This is a genomic window from Butyrivibrio sp. INlla14, assembly GCF_900102515.1.
Classification (GTDB): Bacteria; Bacillota; Clostridia; order Lachnospirales; family Lachnospiraceae; genus Butyrivibrio.
Genome location: NZ_FMVS01000027.1, coordinates 41,579 through 58,289, shown reverse-complemented (window position 1 = coordinate 58,289; position 16,711 = coordinate 41,579). Strand labels below are relative to the sequence as shown.

General features: G+C 41.7%; 19 protein-coding genes and 1 pseudogene. 19 read left to right on the top strand and 1 reads right to left on the bottom strand.

Translation table 11 applies throughout. The features are described 5' to 3' along the window. From BLO53_RS15475 to BLO53_RS15460, 4 genes and pseudogenes are all read left to right on the top strand, one after another. Positions 1-271 (top strand): annotated as a pseudogene (locus tag BLO53_RS15475) (IS630 family transposase); the annotation flags it as partial. A 50-nt stretch (positions 272-321) separates the two neighbouring features. Continuing rightward, complete coding sequence (locus BLO53_RS15470; RefSeq protein WP_143003258.1) at positions 322-786, top strand: hypothetical protein; 465 nt, start codon at positions 322-324, stop codon at positions 784-786. 105 nt (positions 787-891) lie between these two features. After that, positions 892-1,233, top strand: a complete 342-nt coding sequence (locus BLO53_RS15465) for a helix-turn-helix domain-containing protein (protein ID WP_092063568.1) — start codon at positions 892-894, stop codon at positions 1,231-1,233. Further along, positions 1,230-1,871: a hypothetical protein gene (locus BLO53_RS15460; protein ID WP_092063564.1), complete on the top strand. Its 642-nt coding sequence runs from the start codon at positions 1,230-1,232 to the stop codon at positions 1,869-1,871. Before BLO53_RS15465 ends, BLO53_RS15460 begins: the two co-directional genes overlap by 4 nt. 129 nt (positions 1,872-2,000) lie before the next feature. Here the strand turns inward: BLO53_RS15460 and BLO53_RS15455 are convergent, their stop codons facing one another. Further along, positions 2,001-2,912: an Abi family protein gene (locus tag BLO53_RS15455; protein ID WP_092063561.1), complete on the bottom strand. Its 912-nt coding sequence runs from the start codon at positions 2,910-2,912 to the stop codon at positions 2,001-2,003. A 383-nt stretch (positions 2,913-3,295) separates the two neighbouring features. On the opposite strand from BLO53_RS15455, the gene BLO53_RS15450 reads away from it, so the two are divergent. From BLO53_RS15450 to BLO53_RS15380, 15 genes are all read left to right on the top strand, one after another. Beyond that, the gene (locus tag BLO53_RS15450) at positions 3,296-4,375 is read left to right on the top strand and encodes a DUF5688 family protein (RefSeq protein WP_092063557.1); all 1,080 of its coding nucleotides are present in this window, start codon (positions 3,296-3,298) and stop codon (positions 4,373-4,375) included. Then, positions 4,375-4,587 carry a hypothetical protein gene (locus tag BLO53_RS15445; protein ID WP_092063554.1) on the top strand — a complete coding sequence of 71 codons (213 nt, stop codon included), beginning with the start codon at positions 4,375-4,377 and terminating at the stop codon, positions 4,585-4,587. Before BLO53_RS15450 ends, BLO53_RS15445 begins: the two co-directional genes overlap by 1 nt. A 15-nt stretch (positions 4,588-4,602) precedes the next feature. Further along, positions 4,603-5,472, top strand: a complete 870-nt coding sequence (locus BLO53_RS15440) for a DUF6017 domain-containing protein (RefSeq protein WP_092063551.1) — start codon at positions 4,603-4,605, stop codon at positions 5,470-5,472. Between the two features lie 13 nt (positions 5,473-5,485). Continuing rightward, on the top strand, positions 5,486-5,971 hold the full coding sequence (locus BLO53_RS15435; RefSeq protein ID WP_092063548.1) for a PcfB family protein: 486 nt from the start codon (positions 5,486-5,488) through the stop codon (positions 5,969-5,971). Continuing rightward, complete coding sequence (locus BLO53_RS15430; protein WP_092063545.1) at positions 5,968-7,719, top strand: VirD4-like conjugal transfer protein, CD1115 family; 1,752 nt, start codon at positions 5,968-5,970, stop codon at positions 7,717-7,719. The genes BLO53_RS15435 and BLO53_RS15430 overlap by 4 nt, the downstream gene beginning before the upstream one ends. A 225-nt stretch (positions 7,720-7,944) precedes the next feature. Then, positions 7,945-8,157, top strand: coding sequence for a Maff2 family mobile element protein (locus BLO53_RS15425; RefSeq protein ID WP_092063542.1), 213 nt, complete (start codon positions 7,945-7,947; stop codon positions 8,155-8,157). A gap of 65 nt (positions 8,158-8,222) precedes the next feature. Next, positions 8,223-9,089, top strand: a complete 867-nt coding sequence (locus BLO53_RS15420; RefSeq protein WP_092063539.1) for a VirB6/TrbL-like conjugal transfer protein, CD1112 family — start codon at positions 8,223-8,225, stop codon at positions 9,087-9,089. A 17-nt stretch (positions 9,090-9,106) separates the two neighbouring features. Beyond that, positions 9,107-9,511, top strand: coding sequence for a PrgI family protein (locus BLO53_RS15415; protein WP_092063536.1), 405 nt, complete (start codon positions 9,107-9,109; stop codon positions 9,509-9,511). Continuing rightward, positions 9,498-11,834: a VirB4-like conjugal transfer ATPase, CD1110 family gene (locus BLO53_RS15410; RefSeq protein WP_442857217.1), complete on the top strand. Its 2,337-nt coding sequence runs from the start codon at positions 9,498-9,500 to the stop codon at positions 11,832-11,834. Before BLO53_RS15415 ends, BLO53_RS15410 begins: the two co-directional genes overlap by 14 nt. Further along, a complete protein-coding gene (locus BLO53_RS15405) occupies positions 11,821-13,200 on the top strand; it encodes a C40 family peptidase (RefSeq protein ID WP_092063530.1) in 1,380 nt (459 codons plus the stop codon). Before BLO53_RS15410 ends, BLO53_RS15405 begins: the two co-directional genes overlap by 14 nt. 11 nt (positions 13,201-13,211) lie before the next feature. Continuing rightward, positions 13,212-13,505 carry a DUF4315 family protein gene (locus BLO53_RS15400; protein ID WP_092063527.1) on the top strand — a complete coding sequence of 98 codons (294 nt, stop codon included), beginning with the start codon at positions 13,212-13,214 and terminating at the stop codon, positions 13,503-13,505. After that, positions 13,492-14,193: a DUF4366 domain-containing protein gene (locus tag BLO53_RS15395; RefSeq protein WP_176757313.1), complete on the top strand. Its 702-nt coding sequence runs from the start codon at positions 13,492-13,494 to the stop codon at positions 14,191-14,193. Before BLO53_RS15400 ends, BLO53_RS15395 begins: the two co-directional genes overlap by 14 nt. A 2-nt stretch (positions 14,194-14,195) precedes the next feature. Continuing rightward, positions 14,196-14,552: a DUF4316 domain-containing protein gene (locus BLO53_RS15390; protein WP_092063520.1), complete on the top strand. Its 357-nt coding sequence runs from the start codon at positions 14,196-14,198 to the stop codon at positions 14,550-14,552. A gap of 1 nt (position 14,553) precedes the next feature. Beyond that, positions 14,554-14,886, top strand: a complete 333-nt coding sequence (locus BLO53_RS15385; protein ID WP_092063513.1) for a plasmid mobilization protein — start codon at positions 14,554-14,556, stop codon at positions 14,884-14,886. 11 nt (positions 14,887-14,897) lie between these two features. After that, entirely contained in the window at positions 14,898-16,262 is a 1,365-nt protein-coding gene (locus tag BLO53_RS15380) for a relaxase/mobilization nuclease domain-containing protein (protein WP_092063510.1), read from the top strand. The last annotated feature ends 449 nt before the right edge of the window (positions 16,263-16,711 follow it).

Here is a 16,711-nt window from a genome sequence, read left to right as displayed (position 1 = left end):
ACTCCTTCCTCCTGCAGAAGCTCGCAGGATATTAAAAAAGTTAGAGATACACTATACTCCCAAGCATGGAAGTTGGCTTGATATTGCCGAAATAGAACTCAATGTTATGACAAGGCAGTGCCTATCACGACGGATATCAAATATTGATTTGCTTATAAAAGAACTCAGCACTTGGGAAGATGAGCGTAATTCAAATAAAGCAACTGTAGATTGGCAATTCAAAACATCTGATGCAAGAATCAAACTCAAATCGCTGTACCCTGCCCTTTAAGGCAGGGAGCGACTTTGATTAATTGTCAACGTGTCAGTACACTAGATACAATGAAAGAAACATTGTTAGCTTGTGATCAACTTAAAGAAAAAAATAATTTATTATCGCAGATATTTTATAATTTACAGCTAGGTAATTATGCTATTGCAGGAATTGCCACGTCTACATTAATTGAATATGTTCTTGCAATGGATGTTGATATTAATTCAGTGAAATTGAAGCATATTATAGATGAATTCAAAAATGAAACAGAAAATATAGATATATCATATGATGGTATTCAGTTTTTATTTGGACTAGACGGTTTCTTGGAAAACTATTCTGCCAATACAAATGGTTTTGGAAAAGATAAAGAACTAGATTATCCTAATCGCCATTGGATAGCTCATGGAAGAATGCATAAAGATTTGACTAAGCCAGAGGCATATCAGCTAATTTGTGCATTATATGCAATTGTAAAGGTCATTAATACAAAGAATTTATGGGAAGCCGATAATTTTTATCCATATAGATAGCTTAAGGGACAATAATACATGTCAGAATTACTGACACAAAATATTTTTTGTGATATTATATTAGTAAGGTCAGAAAAGCTGACATAATTATTGGAGGTGTTTTATATGGTGAATATAGGTGAGAGATTAAAAGGAGCTAGGAATAAGGCAAATATGCACCAGGCGGATGCTGCCAAGGCAATGGGAATGTCTAGACCAACTCTTAGCGCTATAGAGGCTGGCAAAAGACAGGTAAAAGCAGATGAAGTGATAAAGTTTGCAGATTTATATGGTGTTGAATTTCAGGAGCTCATGATTGATCGTTCTAATGATAAATCTATTGTGGAAAGCGAAAGGGCTAATCGGTTGATGGTTTATTATACTGAATTTGTCAAGCTTTCTGATAACAATCAGCAGAAAGTAATAGACTTTATTAAAGAACTAAACAAACGAGGGGGTAAATCATGATAGGTGCTATTTTATTACTAATCGTTTTAGGTATTTACGCAGTTATTGGCTCTGTTTCCGTTGTATTTCTATATATGCCATATGTTAGCGTGCTATTTGGAACTGGAGTAGCTTATGCCTATATAGATGCCTTGAAATGGATTCCAGGGCATCCAGTGCTTAGCCTCTTGAGCATATTGCTTGTCACAGAAGGGATTACATTCTTTTTGCTGCATCGTAATTCTACCTGCAAGGCGACTGTATATCTCAGCTGCAGTGTGGTAATTCTTCTTATTACCATGATTCTATCGGATGGTCTGAATATGGATTCTTGGCAATTTGCTTTGGTATGTACTTTGATTTATGCCGCTCTGGCATTCTTTTCGATTGCCGGTCAGCTTGGTAAATACGACTATGAGCCAGACTCTGATACCAGCTGGGTTGGAGCAGTTGTCGCATCGCTGATTACCGCAGGTGGTTCATTCCTTTTATTACTGGGACCTGCTGGACTGTTTTGGGAGAGATATTTCTACCATTTAGGTATGGTCAAGGACGGTATGGGAGATAAGATCTGTCTTGCAGTTGTTATAGCGGTTTGCGTGGCAGTATTTGGAGTAGAGCTTTGGAAGATTAAGAAAGCGGATACTTTAGAAATATAATATTGATTAGAGCAGGCGTCTATCACAAGTTGGTAGGCGTCTTTTTTGCAAAAAAATAGGCCATTGCACTTGGCAACGACCTTACAAAAACCCTAAGGTTTATTTGATGTTAACTAAATTATAGACTGTTTATGCAAACGCGTCAATGAGTTTTGTTAAAAAATCCATCGTAGTTTTGACGGAAAGATTATTATTAAAGTATGAGTAGTTCTTAATCATTCTACCATGAATGAAATCTTTGAGTCTCTTGAACTGTCGATCTTTGACATTCGTAGATACATATTCCTGGTGCGCATATATCAAGCAGCAGATTTCAAATATTGGTCTACAAGAAAGCTTTCTTTGGCGTTCACGTTTTCCTATAGTAGGAACAGTTGAAAGAAACTTTGAAATCGTGGTATTAGGCTTTGTAGTACCAATTTGAGGTTTCAAATCTAAGAGTAGACAAGTATTGTGACCGCAAGCATTTCTAAGATTACGCACAGGGTTAATAATGTTGTATCTTACCTTGTTTTGCTGACCATAAAAAGAATAGTAGAAGTTATAAAAAGTTATAAAATCAGCAAAGCTTAGAAGTTCAGTCAACACCCATGCAGGACAATCGATATTAGTAACGGTTGGCTTCTTTCCTGTAGTAATTGAAAAGTATTTTTGGATCAAACCACTAGTAAATGTACTGCCAGATTTATATGCAATACCTGCCTCGATTTGAGGATATGCTGCAAGAAATTTGGATACAATATTATATCCGTCTTCGGCATTATTATCTTCAATGTCAGTCACAAGTGAGACTTTTAGGGCATGCTCGACATCTACGCACATATCAAATAATATCTCTCTTAAATGCATATCAAGGGAAGATAACTCGGCAAGGTATGCAAAATCAAGATCAATATATTTTCCAATATTATCACCGGATGTATGTTTAGAGTAATTTTTTCTATAGGCGGCTGTACGAAGGTAATTGTTAGATTCGCGAAGATATTTCTCAGCCTCTGCCTCAGAAATGTGATTGAAGGTGATTCCTTTTTCATCTCTCATCTTTTCAATAAGCTGACGAGAGCTAAGTTTTGGCTTATTTATACTGTTGCTCGTAACATTTTCCTCCTTCGTAAAGATACCTTTTTTATAATATCATTGAGCATATTGAATGAAAAGATTATTTCATAGAAAAATATAATTGTTTATACCGTGTCTATACCAGGTATCTTTTCACCCGAAATAAAGGGTGTTATTATTAAGCTAGATAAGTGGAAGAGAAGAAAAAAACTCTTTCACTTATTTTCTTTTGCAGAAGATATTGGAATGAGAATAAGCGTCAGTTCGCGAGCAGTAGCTTGAGGGGTGGCGCTTTTCTTATGCCCAAAACCAGGTGACGATCTGGGAACCTATTAACTATCGCGTATGTAAAGGAGTGTACAATTATGAATTTTGATGATTTCAAAGCAGAGATTATGGAAGGTGTCAGAGAGCATTTAGAGGAGAATGGTTACCAGGGCGTGGAGCTCAGCGAGCATAAGGTGGATAAGATGAATGATTCTTATGAAGCTATCACTGTAAAGCCAGCAGATAGCGCCATCGGTGTGAATCTCAACGTGGATGCATTCTACGCTAAGTATCAGCGAACAAACGATCTTCAGGCGGTTATTGAGGATGCCTGCAATGCTGCTGAGAGAGGTATCGAAAATTCTCCAGAGATTGACGTAGCTGCGATTACCAATTATGAGCAGATGAAGGATAAGCTCACAATGGAGGTGGTTTCTGCAGAACGTAATGCGGAGCTTTTGAAGGAGGTTCCACATGAGCAGATGGAGGATATGGCGGTTATCTACCGTATTGTCCTTGGCTCAAGTGAGGATGGCATTGGCACTGTCTTAGTGACAAATCAGCTGATGGAGAAGTATGGAATCACACATGATCAGCTTCGCCAGGATGCAATGGAGAAAGCACCTGAGATTCGTCCTTCTGAGATTAAGGGTATGTCTGAGGTTATGGAGGAGTTAGCTCCTGGTATGATGCCGGAGATTGCACCTGAGGATGAGGTAATGTTTGTAGCTTCAAATCCTGAAAAGGTTCATGGTGCCGGTGTTATTGCATATCCTAATTTCCTGGAGGATGCAGCCAAGAAGCTGGATGGAGATTTCTACATTTTACCAAGCTCAATTCACGAGATTCTCCTTGTTAGAGACAATGGAGAGATGGATTCTAAGCAGCTTGGAGCTATGGTTCGTGAGGTTAATGCCACCCAGGTAGAGCCTCAGGATCAGCTTACTGACAATGTCTATCACTATGATAGCAAGAATCATGTGTTTGAGCTGGCGGAGAAATTTGAACAACGCCAGTTAGAACAGGAGTTGGACAAGGATGCCCAGGATTTAGAGCAGCCACACAAGGATTCTGTATTGGAAAAGATGAAGGAGAAAAAGGAGGAAATCGCCAAACAGGATTCTGTGAAAGAGGTAGCCAAGCACATCCCTAGTAAGGGTAAGGAGGTGTCTCTTTAATGGCTGGAAAAGTGAATCCGCAGGCTCAGCGCAGCTTTGAAAAAAGCGGCATGGATTCAACTCCTAAGGATAGAGCTCCCGTTTTAGGGGGCTCTACTCCTTATAACTGCAAGAATCCCTGTCCGTATGGGCATGGTAGGACATTTTGCTGGCCTTGCTACAAGAAAATAGTGGAGAAGTCTCGGATGAAAAGAGGGGCTTACTCCATGTAAACGTGAGGTGTCACTATGTATTTCGACTATATCTATGGTGAGCAGTCGGAACAGTACAACTTCATGAAAATTCCTATGATTCTTATAAAGGATGAGCGTTTCAATACGATCTCATCGGATGCCAAGATTCTATATGCCTTGTTGCTTGATAGGGTATCTTTGTCTGTCAGAAACCAGTGGGTGGATGACAAGGGCAGAACCTACATCTATTACACCTTGGAGCACATTCAGGACACCATTCATTGTGCTGATAAAAAGGCTACTAGGCTCATGAATGAGCTGGAGAACTGTGGACTGATTGAGCGTGTAAAACAGGGACAGGGCAAACCGGCGAGAATCTATGTGAAGAACTTTATACCATCGTCAAAAGGACGAGCCTTGAATCGTCAAGACAACGATTCTAGAGTCGTCGGGAATACGATTTTAGACTCGTCCCAACAACGATGTAATCAGACAGATATAAACCATACTGATTTTATTCAGACGGAGTCGATTCCTTCTATTCCATCGAATGGAAGTGACGAGAGAACTGATTACCAGGCTTATTTCCAAAAGACTCTGCAGGTTGATTATCTAAAGATGAACCATCCTCATGACGCAGATATCATTGATGAAATGGTTGAGCTTTTGATTGATGCAGTGATGACAAAGGCACCAACGATGCTTATTGCAGGGGATAGACGGTCAACTAATGTGGTGAAATCACGGTTTATGAAGCTTGATTATGAGCACATAGAATTCGTCCTTAGGGGATTAAAGGAAAATACCACCAAGGTGGTGAACATGAAGCAGTACTTACTGGCATCGCTGTATAATGCGCCGCTTACCATCAGCAGTTATTATCAGTCGTTGGTCAATCACGATATGGCGACTGGACAAATCTAAGGAGGTACGAGATGTGGTAAATGAGGAAACTTCAAAGGAATCTATTCGCTTTGTTGTTGATAAAGCAGTAAAGCCAACGGTTCATATGTTGATAGGCATCTTGCGAGCCTTTGCCAGACATCTACATGATGAAAAGTATTTTGGCAAGGGCACCATGGGCGAGGGCAAACAATCCGTGAAGGATTTGATTAAGCAAGGGCAAGGTGTTCAGGCTATCGAGCTTGAGGATGAAGGAATCAAAGGATTCAATCGCCTTGCTAAAAAATATGGCGTTGATTATGCCGTGGTAAAGGAAAAGGAGACTGGTCATTACAAAATCTTTTTCAAGGCGCGAGACATTGATGCAATAGACAGTGTCGTCGCTGCTTACACTGCCAGGCAACTCAAAAAAGAAAAAAGTGAAAAAGTGAGTGTATTAGACAAGCTCCAGAAGTTCAAGAATCTTGTCAAAAAAACTCCAGTCCTGGATCCAGAGAAGAACAAGGAGAAGGTGCTATGAATAAGAAAATGAAAAAGCAGCTTATTCTCAACGCTCCTTATGTAGTGGTTGGATTGATTGCTACAAATCTTGGAGAAGCCTGGAGATTGGCAGAGGGCATGAATGTCTCAGAGAAATTGCAGAGTTTGGTCTTAAATGGTGGCCTTGGAGCAGCTTTTTCTAATCCACTTCCTAGCCTGTGGCCTACGGACTTTCTTGTAGGTGCAGCTATTGGTGGAGCACTAAAGCTTGCAGTCTATCTGAAAGGCAAGAATGCCAAGAAGTTTCGGCATAATGTGGAGTATGGCTCTGCCAGATGGGGCAATGCCTCGGATATAGAGCCATTCATTGATCCGGATTTTGAGAACAATGTGATTCTCTCCCAGACAGAGCGTATCACTATGGAATCAAGACCTGCTGATCCCAAATATGCCAGGAACAAGAATGTGTTAATTGTAGGTGGTTCCGGTTCTGGTAAAACGAGGTTTTTTATAAAACCCAACTTGCTTCAGTGCCACAGCTCCTATGTAGTGACTGATCCGAAGGGGCAGTTAATCTACGAGACAGCCAAGGCCATGGACAAGAAAGGCTATGTAATCAAGGTCTTCAACACCATCAATTTTGCCAAGAGCATGCATTACAATCCTTTTGTCTATATTCATTCAGACAAGGATATCCTGAAGCTTGTAACTACTCTGATGGCAAACACTCAGGGCGATGGCAAGGGCAATGACCCATTCTGGGAAAAAGCTGAAAGGCTATTGTATTGCGCCTTAATTGGCTATATCCATTATGAGGCACCGGAGGATGAGCAGAATTTCAATACCTTACTGGAAATGCTCAATGCAATGGAAATTCGTGAGGATGAGGAATCTTTCAAGAATGCAGTTGATCTTCTGTTTGATGAACTGGAAGCTTTGTCACCAAATCATTTTGCAGTACGCCAATATAAGAAGTACAAATTGGCTGCCGGCAAAACAGCAAAATCAATCTTGGTTTGCTGTGGAGCAAGGCTTTCTCCATTTGATTTAGGAGAGTTGAGAGAACTGACCAGTTACGATGATTTGCAGCTGGATAAAGTGGGAGACAGAAAGACTGTGCTGTATCTAATCATGTCAGATACAGACCCTACATTTAACTTTCTGATTTCCATGATTTACACTCAGCTATTTAATCTGCTCTGTGAAAAGGCAGATGATGAGTACAATGGTAGACTTCCGGTACATGTCAGGTGTCTTATTGATGAATGTGCCAATATTGGCCAGATACCTAATCTGGAAAAGCTGGTGGCAACAATCAGATCCCGTGAGATGTCTGCTTGCCTGGTATTGCAGGCCAAGAGCCAGTTGAAGGCAATCTACAAGGACAATGCAGAAACAATCATTGGAAACATGGATTCTCAGATTTTCCTGGGTGGTTCAGAAAAGACTACCCTAAAGGATTTGGCTGAGGTTCTTGGTAAAGAAACCATTGATATGTATAACACCGGTAATACCAAAGGCTCCCAAGAATCATTCAACATGAATTACCAAAAGCTTGGTAAAGAGCTTATGACCATGGATGAGCTGGCGGTTATGGATGGCAGCAAGTGTATCGTTCAGGTGAGAGGTGTTAGGCCATTTATATCTGATAAGTACGATATCACTCAGCATCCAAATTATAGGATGACTTCTGATTATTCGGAGAGGAATCGTTTTGATCTTGAAAGATATCTCAGTTGCGATTTGATTCTGCATCCGAATGAGGAGTATATGATTTTTGAATGTTAGGAGGGTCGCGATGATAAAAGCGAGATCGCCCACTTAGGGCATATTTTTGAAAACTGAATATGGTGTGTAAAAGAGTTCAAAAAAAGAGCACCCGATGCTTCAGTCGGCAAACTTCAATCATCGGATGCTGCAAACCTTACGGTTCAATAACTATCTTAGCATAGTGGAGCCGTAGTATGAACTCTTATTTTTATGAATTTCGGTAAAAATAAGGAGGAAATTATTATGGCATTTTTTAATAGCGCAGTAGGCGTATTACAGACAGTAGTTATCGCTCTTGGAGCTGGTCTTGGTATCTGGGGAGGCATCAACCTTCTTGAAGGTTATGGCAATGACAACCCTGGAGCAAAGAGCCAAGGAATGAAGCAACTTATGGCTGGCGGCGGTGTTTGCCTTATCGGTACAACACTGGTTCCTCTTCTTTCTGGATTGTTTTAATCAGGATGAGAAAAGCAATGATGAGGGGCAGCTTGGCTGTCCCTCCTATAGAAAGGAGGTAGCCCGTGGATAGTGTTTTACAACAGCTATCGGAGTGGTTCAAATCCATGCTGATCAGCGGGATTATGGACAACATGAGCTCAACCTTCAATACCCTAAACCAGAAGATGGGAGAGGTAACTACTGCTGTCGGACAGACGCCTGATCAATTCCAACCAACAGTATTCAATCTGGTGAGAAATCTTTCAGAAAATGTGGTGATGCCAATCGCAGGCATTATTCTCACATTCATCGCCTGTTACGAACTGATACAGTTGGTCATCTCTCATAACAATCTGGCAAATTTTGAATCCTGGATATTTTTCAAATGGGTATTCAAAACTTTTCTAGCCGTCACACTAATCACCAATACCTTTAATATCACAATGGCAGTATTTGATGTGGCAAGTCATGTGGTCAGTCAAAGCGGAGCCCTAATTTCAGGGTCTACAGCAATTGATTCATCCACACTTGCAACCATGCAGAGTACCCTGGAGGCAATGGAGGTGGGATCCCTATTTGGCATCCTTCTACAGACAGTCATCTTGAAGGTTTTGTTCTCAATCATGGCACTTCTCATATACGCCATTGTCTATGGACGAATGATAGAAATCTATCTCATGGTCAGCCTAGCACCGATTCCATTTGCAACCTTTGGAAACAGGGAGCAGAGTATGATCGGGCAGAACTACATCCGTTCATTGTTTGCTCTGGCATTCCAGGGATTTTTGATTATGGTATGTGTGGCAATCTACGCGGCACTGGTTCAGTCAGTTACATTTTCATCTGATGTGGTGGGCTCATTATGGAACGTTCTTGGAATCACCGTGCTCCTGGGCTTTACATTGTTCAAGACAGGAGCAATCGCAAAGAGTGTATTCCATGCTCATTAAGTAAAGGAGGATACGAAATGGCATCTTATGTTTCGGTACCTCGTGATCTGACAAAGGTAAAAGATAAAGTGGCTTTTAATCTTACCAAAAGGCAGCTGATTTGCTTTTCCATAGCAGTAGCAATGGGATTGCCAACCTTCTTTTTGGTAAAGGGATTTGCCACAGTTACGGTGGCATCTATGGTCATGATGATTGTTATGATGCCACTTTTCTTTTTTGCCATGTACGAGTCCAATGGACAAACGCTGGATGTGATTATTCAGCATTTTGTGCAGGCAACATTTATCAGACCCAAGGTACGTCCTTATAAAACGGACAATTATTACGCTGCCCTTATGAGGCAGAAGCAATTAGAAAAGGAGGTGGAGGCTCTTGTTCTGGAAAAAGAAAAATCAGGTCAAAGAGGCCATAAAAAAGGCTAAGAAGTATGATGGCATTCCACGTACTGCTCAGCAGAGCATACCACTTGAGCGAATGTTCAAGGATGGCATCTGCAGAGTAGGGCAGGATTTTTATTCCAAGACCATCTGCTTTCAAGATATCAATTATCAGTTGGCACAACAGGATGATAAGACCCAGATATTTGAGGAGTGGTGTAGCTTTTTGAATTTCTTTGATTCCTCTGTAAGTTTCCAGCTTAGCTTCATGAATATGGCTACTGACTCAGAGAAGTTTGAAAAATCCATAGCCATTAACCATATGCAGGATGGTTTTGATGAAGTAAGAGATGAATATACCGGTATGTTGAAACGTCAGATGGAAGCAGGCAATAATGGTTTGACTAAGACCAAGTACTTGACCTTTGGAATCCATGCAGATTCTGTAAAGTCGGCAAAGCCAAGGCTTATTCATATTGAAATGGATCTGCTTAATAACTTCCGTAGGCTGGGAGTGCTGGCAGAGACATTGAACGGCAAGGAACGTCTGGAGGTGATGCATCAGCTCTTCCATATAGGAGATGAGGACAAGTTCTTCTTTGATTGGAATGATCTGGTTCCATCGGGGCTTTCTGTGAAGGACTATATCGCACCTAGCGGTATCAACTTCAAGACGGGCAGGGTATTTCAGATGGGCGGTATCTATGGCGCGATGAGCTTTCTTAGCATCACAGCATCGGATATCAGCGATGAGATGCTCAAAGATTTCTTGGATATGGAATCTACTCAGGTAGTGACCTTACATCTGCAGTCAGTTGATCAGAGTGCAGCAATCAAGAAGGTGAAGCATTCTATCACCGAGCTGGATAGTCGCAAGATTGATGAGCAGAAGAAGGCTTCAAAGGATGGATACGATATCGACATCATTCCATCGGATTTGCAGACTTATTCCAGTGATGCAAAAGCACTTTTGAAGGAATTGCAAAGTCAGAATGAGCGTATGTTTTTACTTACTTTCTTAATCCTGAATACAGGAAAGACAGAGAGTGAGCTGGAGACAAATGTGTTCCAGGCAAATTCTATTGCTCAGAAGCATAACTGCAATTTGGTAAGACTGGACTTTCAGCAGGAGCAGGGGCTCATGTCATCGCTGCCACTGGCACATAACGAGATTGAAATAAATCGAGGTATGACCACATCATCTACAGCAATCATGATTCCATTTACCACACAGGAACTATTCCAGTCGGAGGACGGAGCATTGTACTATGGTCTCAATGCACTTTCCAACAATCTGATTATGGTGGATAGGAAAATGTTGAAGAACCCTAATGGTCTGATACTTGGAACTCCAGGTTCCGGTAAATCCTTTGCAGCCAAAAGAGAAATCGCAAATGCGTTTTTGGTTACAGACGATGATGTAATAATCTCGGATCCAGAGGCCGAGTATAGTCCGCTGGTGGAGAAATTCGGTGGGCAGGTCATCAAGATTAGTCCTACATCTGACCAGTATATCAATCCTATGGATATCAATATGAATTACTCTGACGATGATAATCCGGTAGCACTAAAGGCTGATTTCATCTTGTCTTTGTGTGAGCTTATTGTTGGCGGTAAGGAGGGATTGAACCCAGTGGAGAAAACAGTCATAGACCGATGCATCCATCAGATTTATCAGAAGTACTTCGAGAATCCTATACCTGAGAGAATGCCACTCTTACAGGATTTGTATGATGCTCTTTGCAAGCAGGAGGAGATTGAGGCAAGGAATGTAGCCACAGCTCTTGAAATCTATGTCAGTGGTTCATTAAACGTGTTTAATCACAGAACCAATGTGGATATCAATAATCGTCTAGTTTGCTACGACATCAAAGACCTGGGCAAGCAATTGAAAAAGATTGGCATGCTGGTAGTTCAGGATCAGGTGTGGGGCAGAGTTACACAAAACCGTAGTCAGGGCAAATCCACCAGGTACTACATGGATGAGATGCACTTGCTTCTTCGCGAGGAACAGACAGCCGCATATACGGTAGAAATCTGGAAGAGATTCCGTAAGTGGGGCGGTATTCCTACTGGCATAACCCAGAACGTCAAAGACTTGCTTTCATCCAAAGAGGTGGAGAATATCTTTGAAAACTCGGATTTCATCTATATGCTAAACCAGGCTGTGGGTGATAGAGCAATCCTGGCTAAGCAGCTCAATATAAGTCCTCACCAGCTTTCCTATGTGACACATTCGGGAGCAGGTGAAGGACTTTTATTTTATGGAAATGTGATTCTGCCATTTGTGGATCGCTTCCCTAAGGACATGGAGCTCTATCGTATTATGACCACCAGACCGGAGGAGGTAGCCTATGAAATACAGTGATTATGAGGATTACAATCCAAGTAATGATGCTATGGAGTCCGCTGAGGATTTGGCAAGTCGTCGCTATGGAAGAAAAATCTCCCATAGCAAGCGGCACGCCAAGCCAAAAAAGGATAAGCATCAGGAACAGAAAGACCACATGAAAAAGGAATTTCAGAGAGCGGCCAATAAGAAAACGGAGGCGGAAGCTGCCAATACTTTTGGTTCAAAAACCAAGAAATTTGTAGATCAGGCAGAAGACCTGGTAGGACGAATTGCTGAATGGCTGAGAGAGAAGATTGCAGAAAATCCAATGATTCTTGTAATCGCTGGTGCAATACTTCTGATTATCGTGGTCATATCCAGTGTATCGTCTTCTATTGGATTATTTGCCGGTGCAACGGATGATGTGTCTGTAGCCACTACCTATACGGCAGAGGATAGTGAGATTCTAACGGTAGAACAGGATTACAAGGATAAGGAATCTAGTCTACAGAACCAGGTTAACCGAATCGAAAATGACTATCCTGGCTACGATGAATATCGCTATGACTTGGCAGAAATCAATCATAACCCATATCAGATGGCGGCACTTCTTACAGTGCTCTATGAGGATTATACCGAGTCAGAGGTCATCAACAAGCTACAGGATATCTTTAATGGGCAGTATTGCCTGACCACTACACCTATTACGGAAAAGCGTGCCAGGATGGAGGCAAGAACTGGCTACAACATCGTGACGAATCCAGATGGTAGTACCAGTACTCAGTCATATACCTATCAGGTGGAAGTGGAATATGATTACCACATTCTGCAGGTGAAGCTTACCAATGCCACGATGGATTCTGTAGTTCGCAGTATGGGACTTAGCGATGATCAGATGTCTCGCTATGAGCTTTTATTGGAGACTCAGGGCAATAAGGCATATCTATTTGGTGGAGATATCTACGCTATACCAGATCCAGGAGAATACCAGGATTATGAAATCCCACCGGAGGCACTGACGGATACCGCATTTGCGAATATGATTCGTGAGGGTGAAAAGTATCTTGGGTACCCATATGTGTGGGGCGGCTCTAGTCCATCTACAAGCTTTGACTGTTCTGGATTTGTTAGCTACGTAATCAATCATAGTGGTAACGGTTGGAATGTAGGCAGGCAAACAGCCAATGGTCTGCTTGATCATTGCACCAGAGTTTCATCGGCAGAGGCCAAGCCGGGAGATTTGATTTTCTTCCAGGGCACATATGATACAGCTGGTGCCAGTCATGTAGGCATCTATGTGGGCAATGGAATGATGCTCCATTGTGGGAATCCAATCCAGTATGCAAGCATCAATACAACGTACTGGAGGCAACATTTTTATACTTATGGAAGATTGAATTAGGAGGATTTTATATGTACGAGAAATTAGATAAGCAGAGAGCGGAGGTAGAACGCCTTCGTCTGAGAGTAGAGGAAGACAAAACCAAGCTCCGTCAGGCAGAGGGCAAATTGAAGGAAATGGAGAATGCACAGATTTTATCAGATGTCAGTGCATTCAATCTGTCACCGGAGGATTTGGGCAAGATTTTGCAGCAGTTGCAAGCTGGCCCTGTAGCTGTTCCTGGTATTAAGCCAGTGGAACCAGAGGTGGTTGATTTCGATTCAGAAAAAGAAGATGAGGAGGATTTTGACAATGAAGATGAATAAGGTACTTACGAAAGTCACTGCTTCGGCAGTGGCTATTTTTGTGGGAATTAGTCCTATGACAGTATTTGCTCACGGACAGGATCCGGAGCAGGAAGTCATTATTGATGATGGTGTTACAGATTCTTCAGAGGATGCTAGTGAGGAGACTCCTACAGAGGAGCATTATGGACCACTAACTCCAGACGGGAATATGGATATTGTGGATGATTACGGTTCTATGGAAGCTGGAGGTAAGCAGTTTATTACATTGGTTACCAAGGATGGCAATTACTTTTATCTGATCATTGACCGTGATGACCATGGCAATGAGAATGTTCATTTCCTTAATCTGGTGGATGAATCAGATTTGATGGCTCTCATGGATGATGAGGAAAAGGAAGCTTATGAAAAATCTCAGAGTGCTGTTGTTGAAGAGGCTGAGCCTGTGGAGCCTACTCAGGATTCCGACAAGGAGCCAACTGAGCCAGAACCTCAGGCTAAGAAGCCTAAGAAAAATGCGGGTGCAAGCTTTCTTACTTTTATAAGTCTTGCCATGTTAGTCATCGGTGGTGGTGCTTATGGATTCAAAAAGTATATGGAGAAGAAGGCTAAGAAACCTGAAACCAAGCAGGATCCGGATGGCGATTACGATGAAGATGAGGATGCTGATATTTTGCAGCAGGTGAAGGAATCTACCAAGGAGGAGTAGCCATGAATAAGAAAATCAAGAAATGGGATGAAGTGACTGGTGCTGTTATTGAGGAAAATGTTCCTGAGACAGTAGACCCAGTAGAGGATGCCGGTAGAGGTCCATCTATTAGCAGAAACTACATGCGTGGGATCGAGGATATGGTGGAACAGAATGATAACAACCTGGATGGGGTTATCAATAATGTGGCACCGGAATATGATCCAGGTAGTCTGGCAGACCAGGCTATGGCAGCTGAGCTTGCAGCCGAAAATCGTAAATCCGTATTAGAACGCATCAAGGAAGAGCAGGAAAAAATCGCCAGTATGGATCCTGGCAGAAAGCTATCTCCTGTAGTAAATCCTTGCCTGGAGGTGTGAGATGGAAAGAACTGTATTTTTGGGTTGCCGACTGACTCTCTCGGAAAAGGAAATCTTAGATAAGAGGATGGAAGAATGTGGCATCAGAAGTATCAGTTCTTATATGCGAAAGATGGCTTTGAATGGGTATATTGTCCGGGTTGATTTAGCGGATGTGAAGGAAGTCTTAAGGCTTCTAAAAATCAACAGTAACAACCTCAATCAATATGCCCACAAAGCCAATGCTACAGGTTCCATCTATATGCAGGATATCGAAAAGCTTAGGTCTCAGCATGAGGAGATTTTGGATGCTATGGGAGTTGTGCTGGATAAGCTAAACGGTATGAAGGTGTAGGAGGGGATGCGATGGCTGCTACAAAGTTAATATCCATGCATCAGAAGAAGGGACAGTCTATTGCAAAGTCCCTGAAGGACAGATGTGATTATGCCAAGAATAAAGAGAAAACTGAAATGGGTCAGTACATCTCATCCTACGCTTGTAATGTGAAGCTGGTGGACAAGGAGTTCGCTCAGTCCAAAGTCGAGTATTACAATCTGACAGGAAGAGAGTATAAGGGTGATATCATCGCCTGGCAGATTCGCCAATCTTTCAAACCTGGAGAAATTACTCCAGAGGAAGCTAATAAGGTTGGCTATGAAACTGCAATACGATTTACCAAAGGTAACCATGCATTCATTGTTGCCACTCATACAGATCGGGCTCATATACATAATCACATTATTTTCAATTCCACCACATTATCCTGTGATAGAAAATTCAAGGACAGTTGGTTCTGCGGATTGGCTTTGCAGAAAGTCAGCGATATTGTCTGTCTGGAGCATGGCCTATCAATCATAGAACCAAAGCTTCCTAGTGAGCGAGTCAAGCGTACTGAGTACCCAGAGCACATGTCCTATCGTGATCAAATTCGAAAAACCATCAATGAATGTTTTATGCAAAAGCCAAAAACCTATGATGAGTTTATTCGGATGATGCAGCAGGCTGGCTATGATATCAAATTCGGAAAACATCTGGCTGTGAAATCCAAGGAACAGGAGCGATATATCAGGTTCCGTTCCCTGGGAGCTGGTTATACCGAGGAAGATATCAAAAAGCATTTTGAGATTGATGAGCCTAAGAAGGAAAGAGATTTTGATCTGCTCATTGATATTCAGAAAAAGTTGCAGCAGGGTAAGGGCAAGTATTACGAACGCTGGGCTAAGGTATTTAATGTAAAGCAGGTGGCTAAGGCACTTCTGTTTTTGCAGGAACATGATGTCAGGGATTATGAGACTTTGGAAAAGATGACAAGTGATGCAGCAACTAGGTTCAATGAATTATCCAATCATATCAAGGCTGCTGAATCAAGAATGAAGGAGATTGAGACACTAAGGAATCATATCTTTAACTATTCTGATACCAGAGATATCTATGTGGCTTACTGTAAATCCGGTTATAGTCAAAGGTTCTATGAGGCGCATCGTCGAGAAATCACTCTTCACAAGGCAGCCAAGGAAGCGTTTAGCATGTTGCCAGGAAGAATACCTAAAGTGAAAGATTTGAATGAAGAGTACCAGGAGCTTTTGACAGAAAAGCGAGAAGCCTATAGCCAGTACCGTGATGCAAAGCAACACATGCAGGATTTCCAAATTGCAAAAAGGGACATCGACTTGATCCTGGGCTTGGACGAAAAGAAGATTAAAGTGAAAAAACTGGAAAAGGAATTATAAGAAGGGGGCAGTCCGTTGGAGTATAACAACTTCGGTGGGTTGCCTCTTTTTTGCGTTCTAAGACTAGTTATTATGCATAGCGCTTATAGTGCTGCAAGTCTAGCGATAGCGTAGCCAGCTGAGTCGTGAAAAGACGAAAGCTGTCAAAGGGGGATTGGGGGATTCCACCAACAAGCAGTCTTTGTTAAACAAAGACACTGCTTGCCAAGTTAGGTGCAGAGCACCTAACGAAGGGAAATGAGAGTCCCTATTTTGGGACAGGATAAGTGATAATATTTGAATTACAGAAACAAAGGAGAATGGGATTTTTATAACTTGTGCAAGTTGTGCACAAAAAGCACCAATTGAAAATGGAATATTGTGCCAAATTACAAATACTTCATTGACTTCATTCCGATAAAAGAAGATAATATAAAATGTAGTGTTATAGACCTTTTCAACACAAATGA

Coding starts and splice junctions, on each gene's coding strand:
- BLO53_RS15445 (WP_092063554.1), top strand. CDS start 4,375: ATGGCTGGAAAAGTGAATCCGCAGGCTCAGCGCAGCTTTGAAAAAAGC.
- BLO53_RS15390 (WP_092063520.1), top strand. CDS start 14,196: ATGAATAAGAAAATCAAGAAATGGGATGAAGTGACTGGTGCTGTTATT.
- BLO53_RS15425 (WP_092063542.1), top strand. CDS start 7,945: ATGGCATTTTTTAATAGCGCAGTAGGCGTATTACAGACAGTAGTTATC.
- BLO53_RS15470 (WP_143003258.1), top strand. CDS start 322: ATGAAAGAAACATTGTTAGCTTGTGATCAACTTAAAGAAAAAAATAAT.
- BLO53_RS15430 (WP_092063545.1), top strand. CDS start 5,968: ATGAATAAGAAAATGAAAAAGCAGCTTATTCTCAACGCTCCTTATGTA.
- BLO53_RS15450 (WP_092063557.1), top strand. CDS start 3,296: ATGAATTTTGATGATTTCAAAGCAGAGATTATGGAAGGTGTCAGAGAG.
- BLO53_RS15465 (WP_092063568.1), top strand. CDS start 892: ATGGTGAATATAGGTGAGAGATTAAAAGGAGCTAGGAATAAGGCAAAT.
- BLO53_RS15380 (WP_092063510.1), top strand. CDS start 14,898: ATGGCTGCTACAAAGTTAATATCCATGCATCAGAAGAAGGGACAGTCT.
- BLO53_RS15395 (WP_176757313.1), top strand. CDS start 13,492: ATGAAGATGAATAAGGTACTTACGAAAGTCACTGCTTCGGCAGTGGCT.
- BLO53_RS15405 (WP_092063530.1), top strand. CDS start 11,821: ATGAAATACAGTGATTATGAGGATTACAATCCAAGTAATGATGCTATG.
- BLO53_RS15400 (WP_092063527.1), top strand. CDS start 13,212: ATGTACGAGAAATTAGATAAGCAGAGAGCGGAGGTAGAACGCCTTCGT.
- BLO53_RS15415 (WP_092063536.1), top strand. CDS start 9,107: ATGGCATCTTATGTTTCGGTACCTCGTGATCTGACAAAGGTAAAAGAT.
- BLO53_RS15460 (WP_092063564.1), top strand. CDS start 1,230: ATGATAGGTGCTATTTTATTACTAATCGTTTTAGGTATTTACGCAGTT.
- BLO53_RS15385 (WP_092063513.1), top strand. CDS start 14,554: ATGGAAAGAACTGTATTTTTGGGTTGCCGACTGACTCTCTCGGAAAAG.
- BLO53_RS15440 (WP_092063551.1), top strand. CDS start 4,603: ATGTATTTCGACTATATCTATGGTGAGCAGTCGGAACAGTACAACTTC.
- BLO53_RS15455 (WP_092063561.1), bottom strand. CDS start 2,912: ATGAGAGATGAAAAAGGAATCACCTTCAATCACATTTCTGAGGCAGAG.